Annotated in this window: 14 protein-coding genes; 11 read left to right on the forward strand and 3 right to left on the reverse strand. The window is 70.7% G+C overall.

What is annotated here, in order from left to right:
• Positions 1–52 precede the first annotated feature (52 nt).
• The gene (locus I6N91_RS13665) at positions 53–844 is read left to right on the forward strand and encodes an alpha/beta hydrolase (RefSeq protein ID WP_198813545.1); all 792 of its coding nucleotides are present in this window, start codon (positions 53–55) and stop codon (positions 842–844) included.
• Between the two features lie 16 nt (positions 845–860).
• Here I6N91_RS13665 and I6N91_RS13670 read toward each other — a convergent pair whose 3' ends face one another.
• Positions 861–2,219, reverse strand: coding sequence for an AI-2E family transporter (locus I6N91_RS13670; RefSeq protein WP_374058951.1), 1,359 nt, complete (start codon positions 2,217–2,219; stop codon positions 861–863).
• A 293-nt stretch (positions 2,220–2,512) separates the two neighbouring features.
• Between I6N91_RS13670 and I6N91_RS13675 the strand changes: the two genes are divergently transcribed.
• The 6 genes from I6N91_RS13675 to I6N91_RS13700 all read left to right on the forward strand — a co-directional run bounded on the left by I6N91_RS13675 (position 2,513) and on the right by I6N91_RS13700 (position 10,022).
• A complete protein-coding gene (locus I6N91_RS13675; protein ID WP_198813547.1) occupies positions 2,513–4,231 on the forward strand; it encodes a hypothetical protein in 1,719 nt (572 codons plus the stop codon).
• A 49-nt stretch (positions 4,232–4,280) separates the two neighbouring features.
• Positions 4,281–5,231 carry a co-chaperone YbbN gene (locus tag I6N91_RS13680; RefSeq protein ID WP_198813549.1) on the forward strand — a complete coding sequence of 317 codons (951 nt, stop codon included), beginning with the start codon at positions 4,281–4,283 and terminating at the stop codon, positions 5,229–5,231.
• 45 nt (positions 5,232–5,276) lie between these two features.
• A complete protein-coding gene (locus I6N91_RS13685) occupies positions 5,277–6,392 on the forward strand; it encodes an NADH:flavin oxidoreductase/NADH oxidase (protein WP_198813551.1) in 1,116 nt (371 codons plus the stop codon).
• Positions 6,393–6,422: 30 nt separating this feature from the next.
• On the forward strand, positions 6,423–6,722 hold the full coding sequence (locus tag I6N91_RS13690; protein ID WP_198813553.1) for a DUF3039 domain-containing protein: 300 nt from the start codon (positions 6,423–6,425) through the stop codon (positions 6,720–6,722).
• 73 nt (positions 6,723–6,795) lie between these two features.
• Positions 6,796–8,247: an MFS transporter gene (locus tag I6N91_RS13695; protein WP_198813555.1), complete on the forward strand. Its 1,452-nt coding sequence runs from the start codon at positions 6,796–6,798 to the stop codon at positions 8,245–8,247.
• Positions 8,244–10,022, forward strand: a complete 1,779-nt coding sequence (locus I6N91_RS13700) for a DEAD/DEAH box helicase (RefSeq protein ID WP_198813557.1) — start codon at positions 8,244–8,246, stop codon at positions 10,020–10,022. Before I6N91_RS13695 ends, I6N91_RS13700 begins: the two co-directional genes overlap by 4 nt.
• A 72-nt stretch (positions 10,023–10,094) precedes the next feature.
• On the opposite strand, the gene I6N91_RS13705 is transcribed toward I6N91_RS13700, so the two are convergent.
• A complete protein-coding gene (locus I6N91_RS13705; protein WP_198813558.1) occupies positions 10,095–10,718 on the reverse strand; it encodes an isochorismatase family protein in 624 nt (207 codons plus the stop codon).
• Positions 10,715–12,058, reverse strand: a complete 1,344-nt coding sequence (locus tag I6N91_RS13710; RefSeq protein WP_374058952.1) for a nicotinate phosphoribosyltransferase — start codon at positions 12,056–12,058, stop codon at positions 10,715–10,717. The genes I6N91_RS13705 and I6N91_RS13710 overlap by 4 nt, the downstream gene beginning before the upstream one ends.
• Positions 12,059–12,136: 78 nt before the next feature.
• Between I6N91_RS13710 and clpS the strand changes: the two genes are divergently transcribed.
• The 4 genes from clpS to I6N91_RS13730 all read left to right on the forward strand — a co-directional run bounded on the left by clpS (position 12,137) and on the right by I6N91_RS13730 (position 14,812).
• Entirely contained in the window at positions 12,137–12,445 is a 309-nt protein-coding gene (clpS, locus tag I6N91_RS13715; protein WP_120165220.1) for an ATP-dependent Clp protease adapter ClpS, read from the forward strand.
• Between the two features lie 6 nt (positions 12,446–12,451).
• Positions 12,452–13,018, forward strand: a complete 567-nt coding sequence (locus tag I6N91_RS13720; protein WP_159618477.1) for a DUF2017 domain-containing protein — start codon at positions 12,452–12,454, stop codon at positions 13,016–13,018.
• 82 nt (positions 13,019–13,100) lie between these two features.
• Positions 13,101–14,018 carry a glutamate racemase gene (gene murI, locus I6N91_RS13725; protein WP_198813562.1) on the forward strand — a complete coding sequence of 306 codons (918 nt, stop codon included), beginning with the start codon at positions 13,101–13,103 and terminating at the stop codon, positions 14,016–14,018.
• On the forward strand, positions 14,015–14,812 hold the full coding sequence (locus tag I6N91_RS13730) for an MBL fold metallo-hydrolase (protein WP_198813564.1): 798 nt from the start codon (positions 14,015–14,017) through the stop codon (positions 14,810–14,812). Before murI ends, I6N91_RS13730 begins: the two co-directional genes overlap by 4 nt.
• The last annotated feature ends 35 nt before the right edge of the window (positions 14,813–14,847 follow it).

Below are 14,847 nucleotides of genomic sequence, written 5' to 3' on the forward strand. Positions count from 1 at the left end.
GGGCGCCCCGGCGGCGCACTGCGGGCCGCCGGCGGGCACCTAGAATGGGGAAATGGCCAGTGATCCCCAGAACTACGAGTTCACCCCAAGCACCGGACCGATCGACATCCGCGCCTCGACGGTGCTGCCCGCCGACCGGCGGAACATCGAGCTGAAGACAGCCGACGGCCTGACGCTCGTCGGCGAGTTCGCCGCACCCCTGGACGGGGAGCCGAAGGCGACCCTGGTCACGCTCCACCCGCTGCCGACCCACGGCGGGTTCATGGATTCCCACCTGTTCCGCAAGGCCTCCTTCCGGCTGCCGGCCCTCGCCGGGATCGCCGTGCTGCGGTTCAACACGCGCGGCACCTGCTCACCGCGGGGATGCAGCGAGGGAACCTTCGACGGCGGCGGCGCCGAACGCCTGGACGTCGAGGCGGCGGTCCGGTGGGCGGTCGATCAGGGCCTGAAGAACATCTGGCTCGTGGGCTGGTCCTTCGGCACCGAGCTGTGCCTGAAGTACGGCGCCTCCGACCCGGTCGCCGAGCACATCGAGGGCGCGGTCCTGATCTCCCCGCCGCTCCACCGCGCGGACGACGCCGACCTGGACACCTGGGCCGCCTCGGGGCTGCCCCTGACGGTGCTGGTCCCCGAGCTTGACGACTACCTCCGCCCGCCGGCCGCGCAGGAACGCTTCGCCGCCGTCCCGCAGGCGGTGGTGACCCCGGTCGACGGTGCCAAGCACCTGTGGGTGGGGGAGAAGTACGCCGCGCGGGCGCTGAACGAGATCGTCGAGGTCGTCCTTCCCGGGCAGGCCTCATCGCTGCCCACCCAGTGGGAGGGCGAGGCGGCCACCGCCTCCTGACCGCAGGCCGTTGGCCCTACTGCTGGTCCTGCCGGGCGATGAAGACCTCTTTGAGCAGCAGCATGATCGCCGCCGCGGTGGGGATGGCGATGAGGGCGCCGAGCACGCCGAGCAGGCTGCCTCCCGCGATCACCGCGATGACGGCGACGGCGCCGGGCACCGCCACGGCCCGCTGCATGATGCGCGGTGAGATGAAGTAGGCCTCGAACTGCAGGTAGGCGAGGTATGGGATGGCGAACAGCAGTGCGGTCTGCCACCCGACGGTCAGGGCCACCAGGCTGACGAAGCAGGCGGCGATAAGCGCCCCGACCAGCGGGATGAACGCCAGCAGGACGACGACGAAGGCCAGCAGCACCGAGAACGGCACGCCCACGAGGGACATGACGATGAAGGCGAACGCGCCGTTGAGCAGGGCCACGCAGGCCTGCCCGATCACGTACATGCCCACGCTGCGGGTGATCTCCTCGGACAGGGACTGCACACGGGCCCGCCGCGACCGGGGTGCGAGCCGGTAGGCCCATTTCTTCATCGAGGGGAGCGAGGCCAGGAAGTAAAGGGTCAGGACCAGCACGATCAGGGTGCCGAACAGGCCGTTGAGGATGACGGTGCCCACCCCCAGGACGCCGCCGAAGATCCCGCTGACGATGCCGTCCTCGGCGAAGAAGTTGTTGATTTCCGCCGTGGCCCGGTCGCGGACCTGGAACTGCTGGTCCAGGGTGCGGAAGAAATCGGAGTTCAGGAAGGTCTGGGCGTAGGCAGGGCCCCGCTCGATGATCTGGGAGGTCTGGTTCACGATGGTGGGGATCAGCGTGGCGAAGAACCCCACCACCAGTCCTACCAGGAGCGTCAGGGACAGGGTGATGCCGGCGGGGCGCGGCACCCCGCGTTCGTCGAGCCACCTCACGATCGGGTCAAGTCCCAGCGCGATGAACAGGGCCGCGCCGATCCACAGCAGCAACTGCCCGACGTTCATGATCATGAAGTAGGCCAGCAGCGCCAGGCCCACCCCGACGCTGGCCATGAACCCGAAGTGGATCGGGTGCTGGCGCATCGAGCGGGGAGGCAGCCCGCCGAACTTCAGCCGCTCGTCGGTGAGCTGGACCGAGGGATCCACGGGCACGGCCAGCGGCTCCACCTCGGGCGGGAACTCGAAGCGCCGCCGCGGCTGGGCTCCGGGGATCGGCCGCCGCAGCCGGGTGAACAGCGTCGCCATCCGGCCCTGGGCGAGGGCAGGGTCGCCTCCGAGCTCGGCAGGGTCGATTCCGCCGCCGCCGCCGCCGCCGCCGTTGCGGTCCGCGGGGTCCCCGTCGGGCCGCGGCAGCGGCTCGTTGACGGGCACTTCCTCATTGTTCGTCACGGTGCGGTCTGCTTTCACTGGTGCTGCATTCCACTTTGAATCACAAGCGAAACACTACAGCCGGGCTCCCGGTAAGACAGGCCTTTCCGCGCACGGCGGGCGGGCGTGGTGCCCCGCACCCGGCGGAAGCCGCCGCCGGGCCGGAGTGAGCCGGTGCACACGAATCAGTTCCCCACGGGCAACTTAGTTACCATGGGAAGACTAATCGAGAGAAAGTGCAGCCTGGCCCGTGCGTGCCCGCGGACGGCCGGCGGTGCGCCGCGGATCGGGAGGTCCGCTCCACAAGACAACGAATAGGTACCCGCGTGCGCGTGAAAACTGCAGTCCCGATCATTATTGCCGGCGTGCTGCTGATGCTGATTGGCATCGGCCAGCGCACCTTCTGGGCCCCACCGGAGACGGTGACCTTCAGCGTGCCCGCCGGGGCGGAGGCCGGGCCGGTGACGGTCATCGACGCCGCGGCCCGGAACGACGACGCCGGCGACGTCGATATCACCGTCAAGAGCGGCGGTCCGTTCACCCTTGCCGTGGGCAGGGCAGCGGACGTCGACGCGTGGGTCGGCGACGCCGCCCACCTGCGGGTCACCGGCGTCGGCGACGAGGAGCTTAAGACGGAATTCACCGAGGGCGAGGCCACCGTGCCCGATCCCCGCGGCGCAGACCTGTGGACGAGCGAGGAAACGGCGGAGGGCTCGGTGACCCATTCCTGGATCAATCCGGCCGAGGGCGACTTCTCCATCCTGCTCGTCTCCGACGGAACCGCAGCGGCTCCCTCGGACATCTCCATCACCGAGCCGAACGACGCCTCGACGCCGCTGGCCGTGCCCCTGATCGTCGCCGGCGCCCTGCTCGCGGTGCTGGGGATCGCACTGCTCTTCATCTCACCGCGCAGCACCGGATCCGGCCGCGGCCGCCCGACCCCTGCGCCCGAGGGTTCGCGGGCCTACCTCCGGCAGCAACGCGCCGGAGCGGACCGCGGGGTCCGTGCGCGCCGCATGGTCCATCCGGTGGCCGTGGCCGCCGCAGCACTGCTGGCGGGAACGGCCGTTGCCGGCCCCGCCGCCGCGCAGCCGACAGTCCAGCAGCCGGCAGTCCAGCAGAAGGACAAGGCCGCCCCGGACGGCGCCGGGAAGGCAAAGCCGGGTGCTCCGGCCGTGCTCGAACCCCAGCTCGAGCGGATCCTTGAGTCCGTCGCGACCACGGTGGCCGAGGCCGACGCCGCGGCCGACTCCAAGCTGCTCCAACCCCGCGCAGGCGGTGCGGCGCTCGAGCTGCGCACCGCGGGATACGCGGTGCGCGCCAAGGACAAGAAGGCCTCGGCCCCCGCGCCGGTGGCCGGGTCACCGTTGCTCACCCGCGTCATTCCCACTGCCGGGGAGTGGCCGCGCACGGTCGTGGCCCTGACCCAGGGCGAGGGGAACCCCGTTCCGCAGGCGCTGGTGCTGACCCAGGACAACCCGCGGACCAACTACAAGCTGGTCTCCGCCATCCAGATGCTTCCGGGCACCACCTTCCCGGCCTCCGCAGCCGACGGAGCGCTGAAGGAACTCGCGCCCGATGCCGAGGAAGGGCTCGCCATGGCACCGCAGACCGCGGTGGCCGCGATCGCCGACTTCCTGACCTCGCCTAAGGGCAAGCACAAGGGAACCTTCGAGGCGAACTCTTTCGCCGACGCCATCACCGGATTCCAGGCAGGTGTCGTCGCCGATCGTGACAACGCCGCGGCCACCATCTCCTTCCGCCACGTCGCCCAGGCTCCGAACACCCGGGCGCTGGGCACCGAGGACGGCGGCGCCGTTGTCTTTGGATACCTCAAGCACACCTACTCGAGCGTGCCCAAGGGCAGGGGCGATTCCATCGACCTCAACGGGACGATTTACGAGACCCTCACCGGCCGGGAAAAGACCGAAAAAGGAATTGACGTCAACTACGGTGAGGCCGTGATGATGTACGTACCACCGGCCGGCAGCAAGGACAAGATCCGCGTGATCGGTGCCGCGCAGCAGCTGCTGGCCGCCAAGCTCAAGTAGACGCCCCCTGCACCCCGGTGCACGAACCCCCGATCCGAAAGGCAAGCCATTGTCCACACCAGCCGGCCGCGGCAACGTGCCGCCGTCAATGAACCTTCACGGTGCCGTCGACCTTGCCGCTGTCAAGGCCCGCGCGGAGGCGGCGGCCCGGCCGGCCGCGGACCGGCCCGCCGCCGCCAGCCCGTACATCGTCCAGGTGACCGAGCAGACGTTCCCGCAGCTGATCCAGCTCTCCGCCACGGTCCCGGTGATCGTCGACCTCGGTGCGTCCTGGAGTGAGCAGTCCGCCCAGGTCAGCGCCGTCCTCGAGGCGGCGGCCATCGACTTCGACGGCCGGTTCCTGCTGGCCAAGGCAGACCTCCAGGCCCAGCCGCAGATCGCCCAGGCGTTCCAGGCCCAGGCCGCGCCCACGGTCGTGGCGGTGGTCAAGGGCCAGCCGGTGCCCATGTTCGAGGGTGCGCTGCCGGCCGAGCAGATCCGCGCCTTCATCGACGAACTGCTCAAGGTCGCCGAGGCCAACGGCGTCACCGGCACCCTCAACGACGGCGCACAGGCGCCGGCCGCGGCGCCCGCGCCGGAACCCGAACTGCCGCCGCTGCACCAGGAGGCCTTCGACGCCATCGAGGCCGGGAACTACGCTGCAGCCGCCGCGGCCTACCGCCGGGCGCTGGCCGAACAGCCGGCCGACGCCGACGCGAAGGCCGGGCTCGCGCAGGTCGAACTCATGCAGCGCCTCGAAGGAGCCGACGCTGCCGCTATCCGCACCGCCGGTGCCGAGCGGCCCGACGACGTCGAGGCGCAGCTCGCCGTGGCCGACCTCGACCTGAGCGGGGGACACGTCGAGGACGCCTTCGCACGCGTCACCTCCTTCATCGCCCGCAGCGGCGGTGAAGACAAGGAAACGGCCCGGAAACGGCTCCTCGAACTGTTCGAGATCGTCGGACCCACCGACCCCCGCGTCACCAAGGCACGGGCCGCCCTCGCCCGGGCGCTCTTCTAGGCCGCCTCGCCGGCCGTTCCGCAGCACCCACTTCGTTAGGACTCCATGACCTCCGGCACCACCACCCCCGGCCTGTTCGACCCGATCACCCTGCGCTCACTGACAGTGCCCCACCGGGGGTGGGTGGCCGCGATGTGCCAGTACTCCTGCGATCCGGTCGGTGCCCCGGGGGTCCCGACGGACTGGCATCTGGTGCACCTCGGCCAGTTCGCGACCGGCGGCGCGGCGATGATAATCACCGAGGCCGCCGCGGTCAGCCCCGAGGGACGGATCAGCCCGCGCGATGCCGGCATCTACAACGCCGAGCAGGTCGCTGCCTGGCGCCGCATCACCGACTTCATCCACACCCAGGGGACGCCCGGCACGCTCACCGGGATCCAGCTGGCCCATGCCGGGCGGAAGGCCTCGACCTACTGGCCCTTCAGCAGGCTTCACGGGTCGGTGCCCGAGGCAGAGGGCGGCTGGGAGACACTCGGCCCCACCGATGATGCCTTCGACGGGTATGCCGCCCCGCGGGCGATGACCGAGGAGGACATCCTCGCGGTGATCCGTGACTTCGGCCAGGGTGCCCGCCGTGCCGTTGAGGCCGGCTTCGACACCGTGGAGATCCACGGTGCCCACGGCTACCTGCTGCACCAGTTCCTGACCCCGCTGGTCAACACCCGCACCGACGGCTGGGGAGGCTCCGAAGAGGCCCGGTTCCGCCTCACGCTGGAGGTCATCGACGAGGTCCGCAGGAACATCCCGGCCGAGATGCCGCTGCTCCTTCGCATCTCCGCTTCCGACTGGGTCGAGGGGGGCCTTGACGGTGCCGCATCGGCGCGGCTCGCCGCGAAGGCGGCCGAGCACGGGGTCGACTTCGTCGATGTCTCCTCCGGCGGAGCGGTGGCGCATGTGCGGATCCCCGTCGGTCCGGGCTACCAGGTGGAGTTCGCCGAGACGGTGCGGGCGGCAGGGCTTCCCACCGGCGCCGTCGGCCTGATCGATGACCCGGAGCAGGCGGAAGGCATCATCCGCGAGGGGAAGGCCGACGTCGTCCTGATCGCCCGGGCCGCCCTGCGCGACCCCCACTGGTGGCTTCGGGCGGCGCACGTCCTGAAGCATGAGCTCGCCCCGGTGCCGCAGTACCAGCGGGCTGGATCGTTCGGCCGGGCCAGTTAACCGGCAGGGGGCCGGCGGTAGACTGGTTCCATGACGATGCCCGCAGACCCCTTTGCCAACGACCCTCTGGAGAGCCCCGGCGCCGGCTCGACCGCCACCCTCGAGCGGGAGGAACAGCGCCAGGAGGTGGAGCCGGGCGACAGTGAGCGCTTCGCGCACTATGTGCGCAAGGAAAAGATCATGGAGTCGGCACTCAGCGGTGAGCCCGTCATCGCCCTGTGCGGCAAGGTCTGGACGCCGGGCCGCGACCCTGAGAAGTTCCCGGTCTGCCCCGAGTGCAAGGAAATCTACAACGGCCTGCGCCCCGGCAAGGACGACACGCCGAAGTAGGCCTCCCGGCCGGTGTCCGGCCCCCACCACCTCCTGCGCCGCGCGGGAGGGAAGCAACGACGCGTAAGGTGCCATGACGGATACCCCCGCGCCCGAATCCGCAATGGCGGCACGCCTGCGCCCGCTGACCTTCGGGCTGATCGCAATCATCACCTGTGCGGCCTTCGAGGCCATGGCCGTGGCCACCGCCATGCCCGCGGTGGCGGACGAGCTCGATGGCGAGGCCAGCTATGGGCTCGCCTTCTCGATGTACCTCACCGCCTCCCTGCTGGGCACGGTCCTCGCGGGGTCCTGGACGGACCGGCGGGGGCCGCGCCCCGCGCTGAGGGTCGGCATGGCCCTGATGATCGCCGGCCTGCTCCTGTCCGGGGCCGCGCCGGAGTTCTGGGTGGTGACGGCGGGACGGGCGGTCTCAGGGCTCGGCGGCGGCTTCCTGATCGTCGCCGTGTACGTGGTGATCGGCCGGGCGTTCCCCGCCGGCGCGCAGCCCGTGGTCTTTGGCTGGCTCTCCGCCGCCTGGGTGGTGCCCTCGCTGGTGGGGCCCTTCGTGGCGGGGGTGGTGGCCGAGGAACTGCACTGGCGGTGGGTGTTCCTCGGGGTGGCCCCGCTGGTCGCGGCGGCCGGGCTGGTCGTAGCTCCCCGGATCCGCTCCCTGGGCCCTCCGGCGGACCCCGGCACCGGCGGAACCGGGGGCGCCGGCTGGCGCCGCGCCCTGCGGGGCCTTGGGCTGTCGGGCGGAGTGTTCGCCGTGCAGTGGGCCGTCATCCGCCTGGCGGCCGACGGCAACAGCGCCGCCGCGACGGGCCTGCTTGCCGCCCTCGCCGCCGCCGGGCTCGCGGCGGTCTTCATCACCCTCCCGGGGCTGCTGCCGCGCGGGACCCTGCGTTTCGGCCGGGGCCTGCCGAGCATCATCGGCACCCGCGGCCTCGTGAACGTCGCCTTCTTCGGCGCCGAGGCGTTCATCCCCCTGATGCTCGTGAGCGCCCGCGGCGTCGACGCCGCCACGGCCGGGCTGGCCCTGAGCGCCGGGGCGCTCGGCTGGAGCGCCGGGGCCTTCCTGCAGACCCGCGTGCGCTTCCGCCGCCAGTGGCTGCTGGTGGCCGGCTCGACCCTGCTCTCGCTCACCCTTGGCGGCTTCGCCCTCGCCTCGGGGGCCCAGGCGCCCCTGCCGGTCCTGATCCTCATCTGGGCCTTCGCCGGCATGGCCATGGGGATGACCCTTTCGAGCACCTCGGTCCTCGTCCTGTCGCTCTCACCCAGGGCCGAACAGGGGCGCAATTCGGCGTCGCTGCAGATCGCCGACCAGCTCGGCGGGGTGGCCGGGACGGCCGGAGCCGGCACCCTCTTCGCCCTGCTGCGCGATCCTGCGGCGCCGGGGCGCGTCGAGGTGTTTGTTGCGATCTGGCTGGCTCTGTGCCTGTTCGCGGCAGCAGGTATAGTTTCCGGTCTGAGAGGGGCACAGGCACCCAAGGCCGGCCCCAAGAAGGACACCAAGAAGTCAATGGAAGGTACTGTCCCGGCGTGAGTAGTGACACCCTGTTCGGGGCCGGCCCAGCCCTGCCGCCCGCCTACCCGGAGCGAGCGGCGTGGGGCGCGGCACCCAAGCTCCGGCAGTGGCAGAGCGAGGCCCTGGAGAAGTACTTCGCCGATTCGCCGCAGGATTTCCTCGCCGTGGCGACCCCCGGGGCGGGAAAGACGACCTTTGCCCTGCGGGTCGCGACCGAGCTCGTCGAGCGGGGCATCGTGAACCGGGTCACCGTGGTGGCGCCGACCGACCACCTCAAGCGCCAGTGGGCCGACGCCGCCGCGCGGGTGGGCCTGGCCATCGACCCGAACTTCAAGAACGCCGACGGCCGCCACGGCAACGGCTTCATCGGCGTCGCCGTCACCTACGCCCAGGTGGCCAGCAAGCCGATGCTGCACCGGGCCAAGACCGAAGCCGCGAAGACCCTGGTGATCCTCGACGAGATCCACCACGGCGGCGACGCCCTGTCCTGGGGCGACGGGATCCGTGAGGCCTTCGAGCCGGCCACCCGACGGCTCGCCCTGACCGGAACGCCCTTCCGGTCCGACACCGCGGCAATTCCATTCGTCGAGTACGTCGAGGACGGCGACGGCATCCGCCGGTCGCGTTCCGACTACACCTACGGGTACGGCCAGGCGCTCCGCGATCACGTGGTGCGCCCGGTGATCTTCATGGCCTACTCGGGCCAGATGCGCTGGCGCACCAGCACCGGCGACGAGATGGCGGCGTCCCTCGGCGAGGCGGCGGTCACCAAGGACATCACCGCCCAGGCCTGGCGCACCGCGCTGAACCCGGCAGGGGAGTGGATTCCCGCGGTGCTGGCGGCGGCCGACAAGCGCCTCACCGAGGTGCGGCGGACGGTGCCCGACGCCGGCGGCCTCGTCATCGCCACCGACCACGACGACGCCCGCGCGTACGCCGGCCGGCTGAAGAAGATCACCGGGGAATCCCCGACGGTCATCCTCTCCGACGACGTAAAGGCCTCCTCGAAGATCGAGGAGTTCTCCGCCGACACCACGCGCTGGATGGTCGCCGTCCGCATGGTCTCCGAGGGCGTGGACGTGCCGCGCCTGGCGGTCGGGGTCTATGCCACCTCCACCGCGACCCCGCTCTTCTTCGCCCAGGCCGTCGGCCGGTACGTGCGTGCCCGGCGCCGCGGCGAAACCGCGTCGATCTTCCTGCCCTCGGTCCCGAACCTGATGGCCCTGGCCAACCAGCTTGAGGCCGAGCGCGACCACGCCCTGGACCGCCCCACGACGGGGGAGGAGGACGGCTTCGCCCTCGAGGAGGGCCTGATGGAGGCGGCGAACCGCGAGGAAAAGGCCTCCGATTCGCTCACCAAGCAGAAGTTCGAAGCCCTCGAATCCCAGGCCTCCTTCGACCGCGTGCTCTTCGACGGCGGCGAGTTCGGCACCGGCGGTGAGATGGGCAGCGAGGAGGAGTTCGACTTCCTGGGCATCCCGGGGCTCCTTGACGCCGACCAGGTGGGGCAGCTGCTCCGCCAGCGCCAGCAGGAGCAGCAGTCGCGGCGCGGACGCGCCCCCGAACCCGCACCGGCCGACCCCGCGGTGCCCGACCACCGGCAGCTGACGGAACTGCGCGGGCAGCTCGCCAAGAACGTTTCGGCCTGGTCGGCGCGGACCGGCACCCCCCACGGCGTGGTGCACACCGAACTGCGCAAGGCCTGCGGCGGCCCGGCGGTGGCCCAGGCGAACGAGGAGCAGCTGCAGCGCCGGCTGAAGAAGCTCCAGGACTGGTTCATCGGACGGAAATAGTCCAGCCCGGTGTGCTCCGGCACCCCGGTCAAGGGGTGCCGGAGCTCAGTCAAGGGTGCCGGAGCATGGCGCTCAGTGCTGGACCTCGACCCCTGCCGCTTCCAGTTCGTCGAAGGTGTCGTCGAGCTTCTCGGCGTGGACGGCCCGCGTCAGGTCCGTCAGCACCGACACCGAGTAGCCGGCGGCCACGGCGTCGAGGGCGGTGGCGCGCACGCAGTAGTCGGCGGCGAGACCGGTAACCACCACCTCGTCGACGTCCCGGTCGCGCAGCCAGTCGTCCAGGCTCAGCGGCGTCTCATCGGGTTCGGTCAGGGCCGCCCCGAGCTTGCGCTCCCCGGTGGGAACCTCGTCCTCGGGGGCCAGGACCCCCTCGAAGCCCGAGTAGGCCGCCTCGAACTGTCCCTTCCGGAACACCGCGTCGACGTTCTCGGTGTCGAGGTCGGGATGGAAGTCCGCCCCGCGGGTGTCGGCCACGCAGTGGACGGGCCAGGAGTCGATGAAGTCGGGGGTTTCGGAGAAATGGGGGCCCGGATCGATGTGCCAGTCCTGGGTCGCGACGACGTAATCGTAGTCGGCGGCGCGGGCGTCGGCGTGGTCGCTGATGGCGGCCGCCACCTCGGCGCCGCCCTGCACCGCGAGGGAGCCCCCCTCGCAGAAGTCGTTCTGGACGTCGATGATGATCAGTGCACGCGTCATGGGAGGGTCTCCTCGTACTCGGTGGGGATGGCAGGCTCGCCGCGCTGGAGCCGGTGCACCGACTCCGGAAGCTCGGCGATGGACTCTGAGTGGCGCAGTGCCGCCCGCTGGACGCCCTCGGGCCCGGTCCAGCCCGGAAGGACCTCCCCGCCCTTGACCAGCTGCTGCAGCAGGGGCCGGTCGTTTCCGTCGTCGGAGGGCGATGCGGAGATGCCCACCACCTCGGCGGTGGCCGTCCCGTTCTCGTCGAGCCGGCGCAGGGCGTACTTCCGGCCGCCCACGGAGACCTTGTTCTTGGCGGCCTTGGCCACGGAGACGAAGGTGCCGTTGTTGTCCTCGCGGCTGACGAGCTTGTAGACCATTCCTGCGGTCGGGGCGCCCGAGCCGGTCACCAGCGAGGTGCCGACGCCGTAGGCGTCAACCGGGGCCGAAGCCAGCAGGCCGATGGCGAACTCGTCGAGGTCGGAGGTCACCACGATCCGGGTGTTGGTGTTGCCCAGGTCATCGAGCAGTTCGCGCACCCACCGGGCCTGGGTCACCAGGTCGCCCGAGTCGAGCCGCACCGCGCCCAGTTCAGGGCCGGCCACCTCGACGGCGGTGCGCACCCCCTGCTCGACGTCGTAGGTGTCGACGAGGAGGGAGGTGCCCCTGCCGAGGGCCTGGACCTGCGCCTCGAAGGCCTGGCGTTCGGTGTCGTGGAGCAGGGTGAAGGAGTGGGCGGCAGTGCCCACGGTCGGCACCCCGTATCGCCGCCCGGCCTCAAGGTTGGAGGTGCTGGCGAAGCCGCCGATGATCGCGGCCCGGGAGGCGGCCACGGCCGACTCCTCGTGGGTGCGCCGGGAGCCCATCTCGATGCACGGCCTGCCCGCGGCGGCGCTGGTCATGCGGGAGGCAGCCGAGGCGATGGCGCTGTCGTGGTTGAGCACCGAGAGCACGAGGGTCTCGAGGATGCACGCCTCCGCGAAGGTCGACTCCACGATCAGGATGGGGGAGTTGGGGAAGTAGGCCTCGCCCTCGGCGTAGCCGAAGATGTCGCCGGTGAAGGAGAAGCCGGCGAGCCAGTCCAGGGTCTTGTCATCGACGATTGAATTGTCGGAGAGGAACCCGAGCTGGTCGTCACCGAACCGGAACGCGGCGAGCGCTTCGAGGAGGCGCCCGGTGCCGGCGGTGACGCCGTACCGCCGGCCGTCGGGCAGGCGGCGGGCGAAGGCCTCGAAGACCGAGCGGCGGTGGGCCGCCCCCGAGTGCAGGGCCGCCTGCAGCATCGTGAGCTCGTACTGGTCGGTGAACAGAGCGGTGTTGGGCTGCCGGGGCGCCGGAGCGCTGCTGGGAGAAGTCACAGTCAAAACATTAGCCCTGCGTTCGCTTTGTGAGTACCGGGGCCACCCGGGTCCGCGGCGCATCTTAGAATGAGGTACATGACACTTGGCACTGCGACCGATACCCGTGTGCGGGACGAGGCCTCGACCCGTTCCGAGGCCGGCCTTGACCAGCCCTGGGTCGTTGTGGTGTGGAACGACCCGGTGAACCTGATGACCTATGTCAGCTATGTCTTCCAGACCTACTTCGGCTACAGCGAGTCAAAGGCGCGCAAGCTGATGCTCGAGGTCCACGAGCAGGGCAGGTCGGCGGTGGCCACCGGCAGCAGGGAAAAGGCCGAGCGGGACACCGTCGCCATGCACTCCTTTGGACTGTGGGCCACCTTCGAAAAAGCCGGAAGCGAGTAGGGCCCCATGGCGAAACCCTTCAAGTCAACCCGCCGCGGGATCACCGGGCATTTCGAGCCCGGTGAGGTGCGCCTGCTGGGCACCCTGTTCAGCGACATCATCACCATGCTCGAACCGGACACCGCCCCCAGCACCGATCCGCTGGCCGCGATGGTGGGCGTCGACGCCGAGGCGGCACGGCCCGAGGATTCGGCGCTGCAGCGGCTGCTGCCCGACGCGGTGCGGGACGACGACGCCGAGGCCCTCGAGTTCCGCCGGCTCACCGAGCGCTCCCTGCGGGAGCAGAAGATCGGTGCGCTGCGCAGCAGCGCCCTGCTGATCGAAAACAACCCGGTGACCCTGAACCCCGAGCAGGGGCGGCTGATGGCTCAGGCCTTCAACGACGTCCGGCTGGTGCTGGCGGACCGGCTTGGGATCGAAACGGACGAGGACGCCGCCCGCCTCCACGGGATCGACGACTTCGCCGACGCCGAGGACGTCGAGGCGTACCTGGCGCTGGTGTACAACTTCCTGACCTGGCTCCAGGAGTCCCTGCTGCAGGCACTGCTCAGCAGCACACGCACCGCCCGGTAGCCGGGAGCTCCCGCGGGGTGTGATGGATCCCACGCGGAATCGGTTAGTGTCCGGGCCCGACACGCCCTATTCTCAGTAGATTATGAGTTCAGAGCCTGCGGGAACACCGCTCTCGAGCAAGACCGGGGCGCCGATCGGTATTTTCGACTCCGGAGTCGGCGGCCTGACGGTCGCCCGCGCCGTCATCGACCAGCTGCCGAATGAATCGATCCTCTACGTGGGCGACACGGCCAACGGCCCGTACGGGCCGCTGCCGATCGCCAAGGTTCGCGCCCACGCGCTCGCCGTCATGGACGAGCTCGTCGACTCGGGCGTGAAGCTGCTCGTCATCGCCTGCAACTCGGCCTCCGCCGCGGTGCTCCGCGACGCCCGGGAACGCTACACGGCGCGGTACGGCATCCCCGTGATCGAGGTAATCCAGCCCGCGGTCCGGCGCGCGGTGGCCGCCACCCGCAGCGGGGACATCGGCGTCATCGGAACCGCGGCCACCATCGGCTCGCGTGCCTACGAGGACACCTTCGCCGCCGCCCCGCACCTGCGGATCACCTCGGCCGCGTGCCCGGAGTTTGTTGAGTACGTCGAGGCCGGCGTCACCGCCGGGCCCGGGCTGCTCTCGGCCGCGAAGCGCTACCTTGAGCCGCTGAAGCGTGCCGGCGTGGACACCGTGGTGCTTGGCTGCACCCACTACCCGCTGCTGACCGGGGTCATCTCATTCGTCATGGGGGACAGCGTCAGCCTGGTCTCCAGCGCCGAGGAGACCGCCAAGGACGTCTACCGCGCCCTCGTCTCCCACGACCTGCTCAGCAGCGGAACCGGTCCGGCGGTCCACCGCTTCCTTGCCACCGGTGACGCCGAGAGCTTCGAGGTCCTCGCCCGGCGCTTCCTCGGTCCCGAGGTGCTCAGCGTCCAGCACGTCGACCACGTCGCCGCGCAGTACCCGACGGGAAGCCTGGCGAGGATCACCCCGGACATGATCACGGCCTCCGGTGGCCCGCGATGAAGCTGACGATCGTGGGCTGCAGCGGCTCCTTTCCCGGCCCGCAGTCGCCCGCGTCGTGCTACCTGATCACCGCCGAGTCCGAGGGCCGGATCTGGCGGATCCTGCTTGACCTCGGCAACGGCTCCCTCGGGGCCCTGCAGCGGTACATGGACCTGCGGCAGATTGACGCGGTCTTCCTGAGCCACCTCCACCCCGACCACTGCATGGACCTGTGCGGGCTCCACGTCGCCGTCCACTGGGACCCCGCCGGCTGGGGTCGGGAGCGGATCCCCGTCTGGGGTCCGGCGGCGACGGCCGACCGCATGGCGACCGCGTACGGCCTGGCCCTGAACCCGGGCATGCACGAGGACTTCGAGTTCCACTCCTGGCAGGACCGCACCGCGGTCCGGCTCGGGCCCTTCAGCATCACCCCCTTTGCGGTGCTGCACCCCGCCGAGGAGGCCTACGCCCTGCGCATCGAGGTCACCGAGCCGAACGCGGACGGGGTGCCCGAAACCCGCGTGCTGACCTATTCCGGCGACACAGACTCGTGCGAGGGCCTGATCGAGGCAGCGGCAGAGGCCGATCTCTTCCTGTGTGAGGCTGCGTTCCAGGAGGGGCGCGACGACGGGATCAGCGGGGTCCACCTGACCGGACTGCGTGCCGGGGAAATGGCGGAGGCCGCGGCCGCCAAGCGCCTGCTGCTGACCCACCTGCCGGTGTGGAACGACGCCAATGTCTCGATCGGGGAGGCGCGCTCGCGCTACAGCGGGCAGCTCGCCGTCGCCGTGGCCGGGGTGTCCTACACCGTCTGACCGGCTGCCCTTTCCACCGGCCGGAGCACCGGTCT

It is taken from the genome of Arthrobacter sp. MSA 4-2, from assembly GCF_016405885.1.
In the GTDB taxonomy this organism is placed as follows: Bacteria; Actinomycetota; Actinomycetes; order Actinomycetales; family Micrococcaceae; genus Arthrobacter_D.

Coding starts and splice junctions, on each gene's coding strand:
- I6N91_RS13665 (WP_198813545.1), top strand. CDS start 53: ATGGCCAGTGATCCCCAGAACTACGAGTTCACCCCAAGCACCGGACCG.
- I6N91_RS13685 (WP_198813551.1), top strand. CDS start 5,277: ATGACCTCCGGCACCACCACCCCCGGCCTGTTCGACCCGATCACCCTG.
- I6N91_RS13690 (WP_198813553.1), top strand. CDS start 6,423: ATGACGATGCCCGCAGACCCCTTTGCCAACGACCCTCTGGAGAGCCCC.
- I6N91_RS13695 (WP_198813555.1), top strand. CDS start 6,796: ATGACGGATACCCCCGCGCCCGAATCCGCAATGGCGGCACGCCTGCGC.
- I6N91_RS13705 (WP_198813558.1), bottom strand. CDS start 10,718: ATGACGCGTGCACTGATCATCATCGACGTCCAGAACGACTTCTGCGAG.
- clpS (WP_120165220.1), top strand. CDS start 12,137: ATGACACTTGGCACTGCGACCGATACCCGTGTGCGGGACGAGGCCTCG.
- I6N91_RS13720 (WP_159618477.1), top strand. CDS start 12,452: ATGGCGAAACCCTTCAAGTCAACCCGCCGCGGGATCACCGGGCATTTC.
- murI (WP_198813562.1), top strand. CDS start 13,101: ATGAGTTCAGAGCCTGCGGGAACACCGCTCTCGAGCAAGACCGGGGCG.
- I6N91_RS13730 (WP_198813564.1), top strand. CDS start 14,015: ATGAAGCTGACGATCGTGGGCTGCAGCGGCTCCTTTCCCGGCCCGCAG.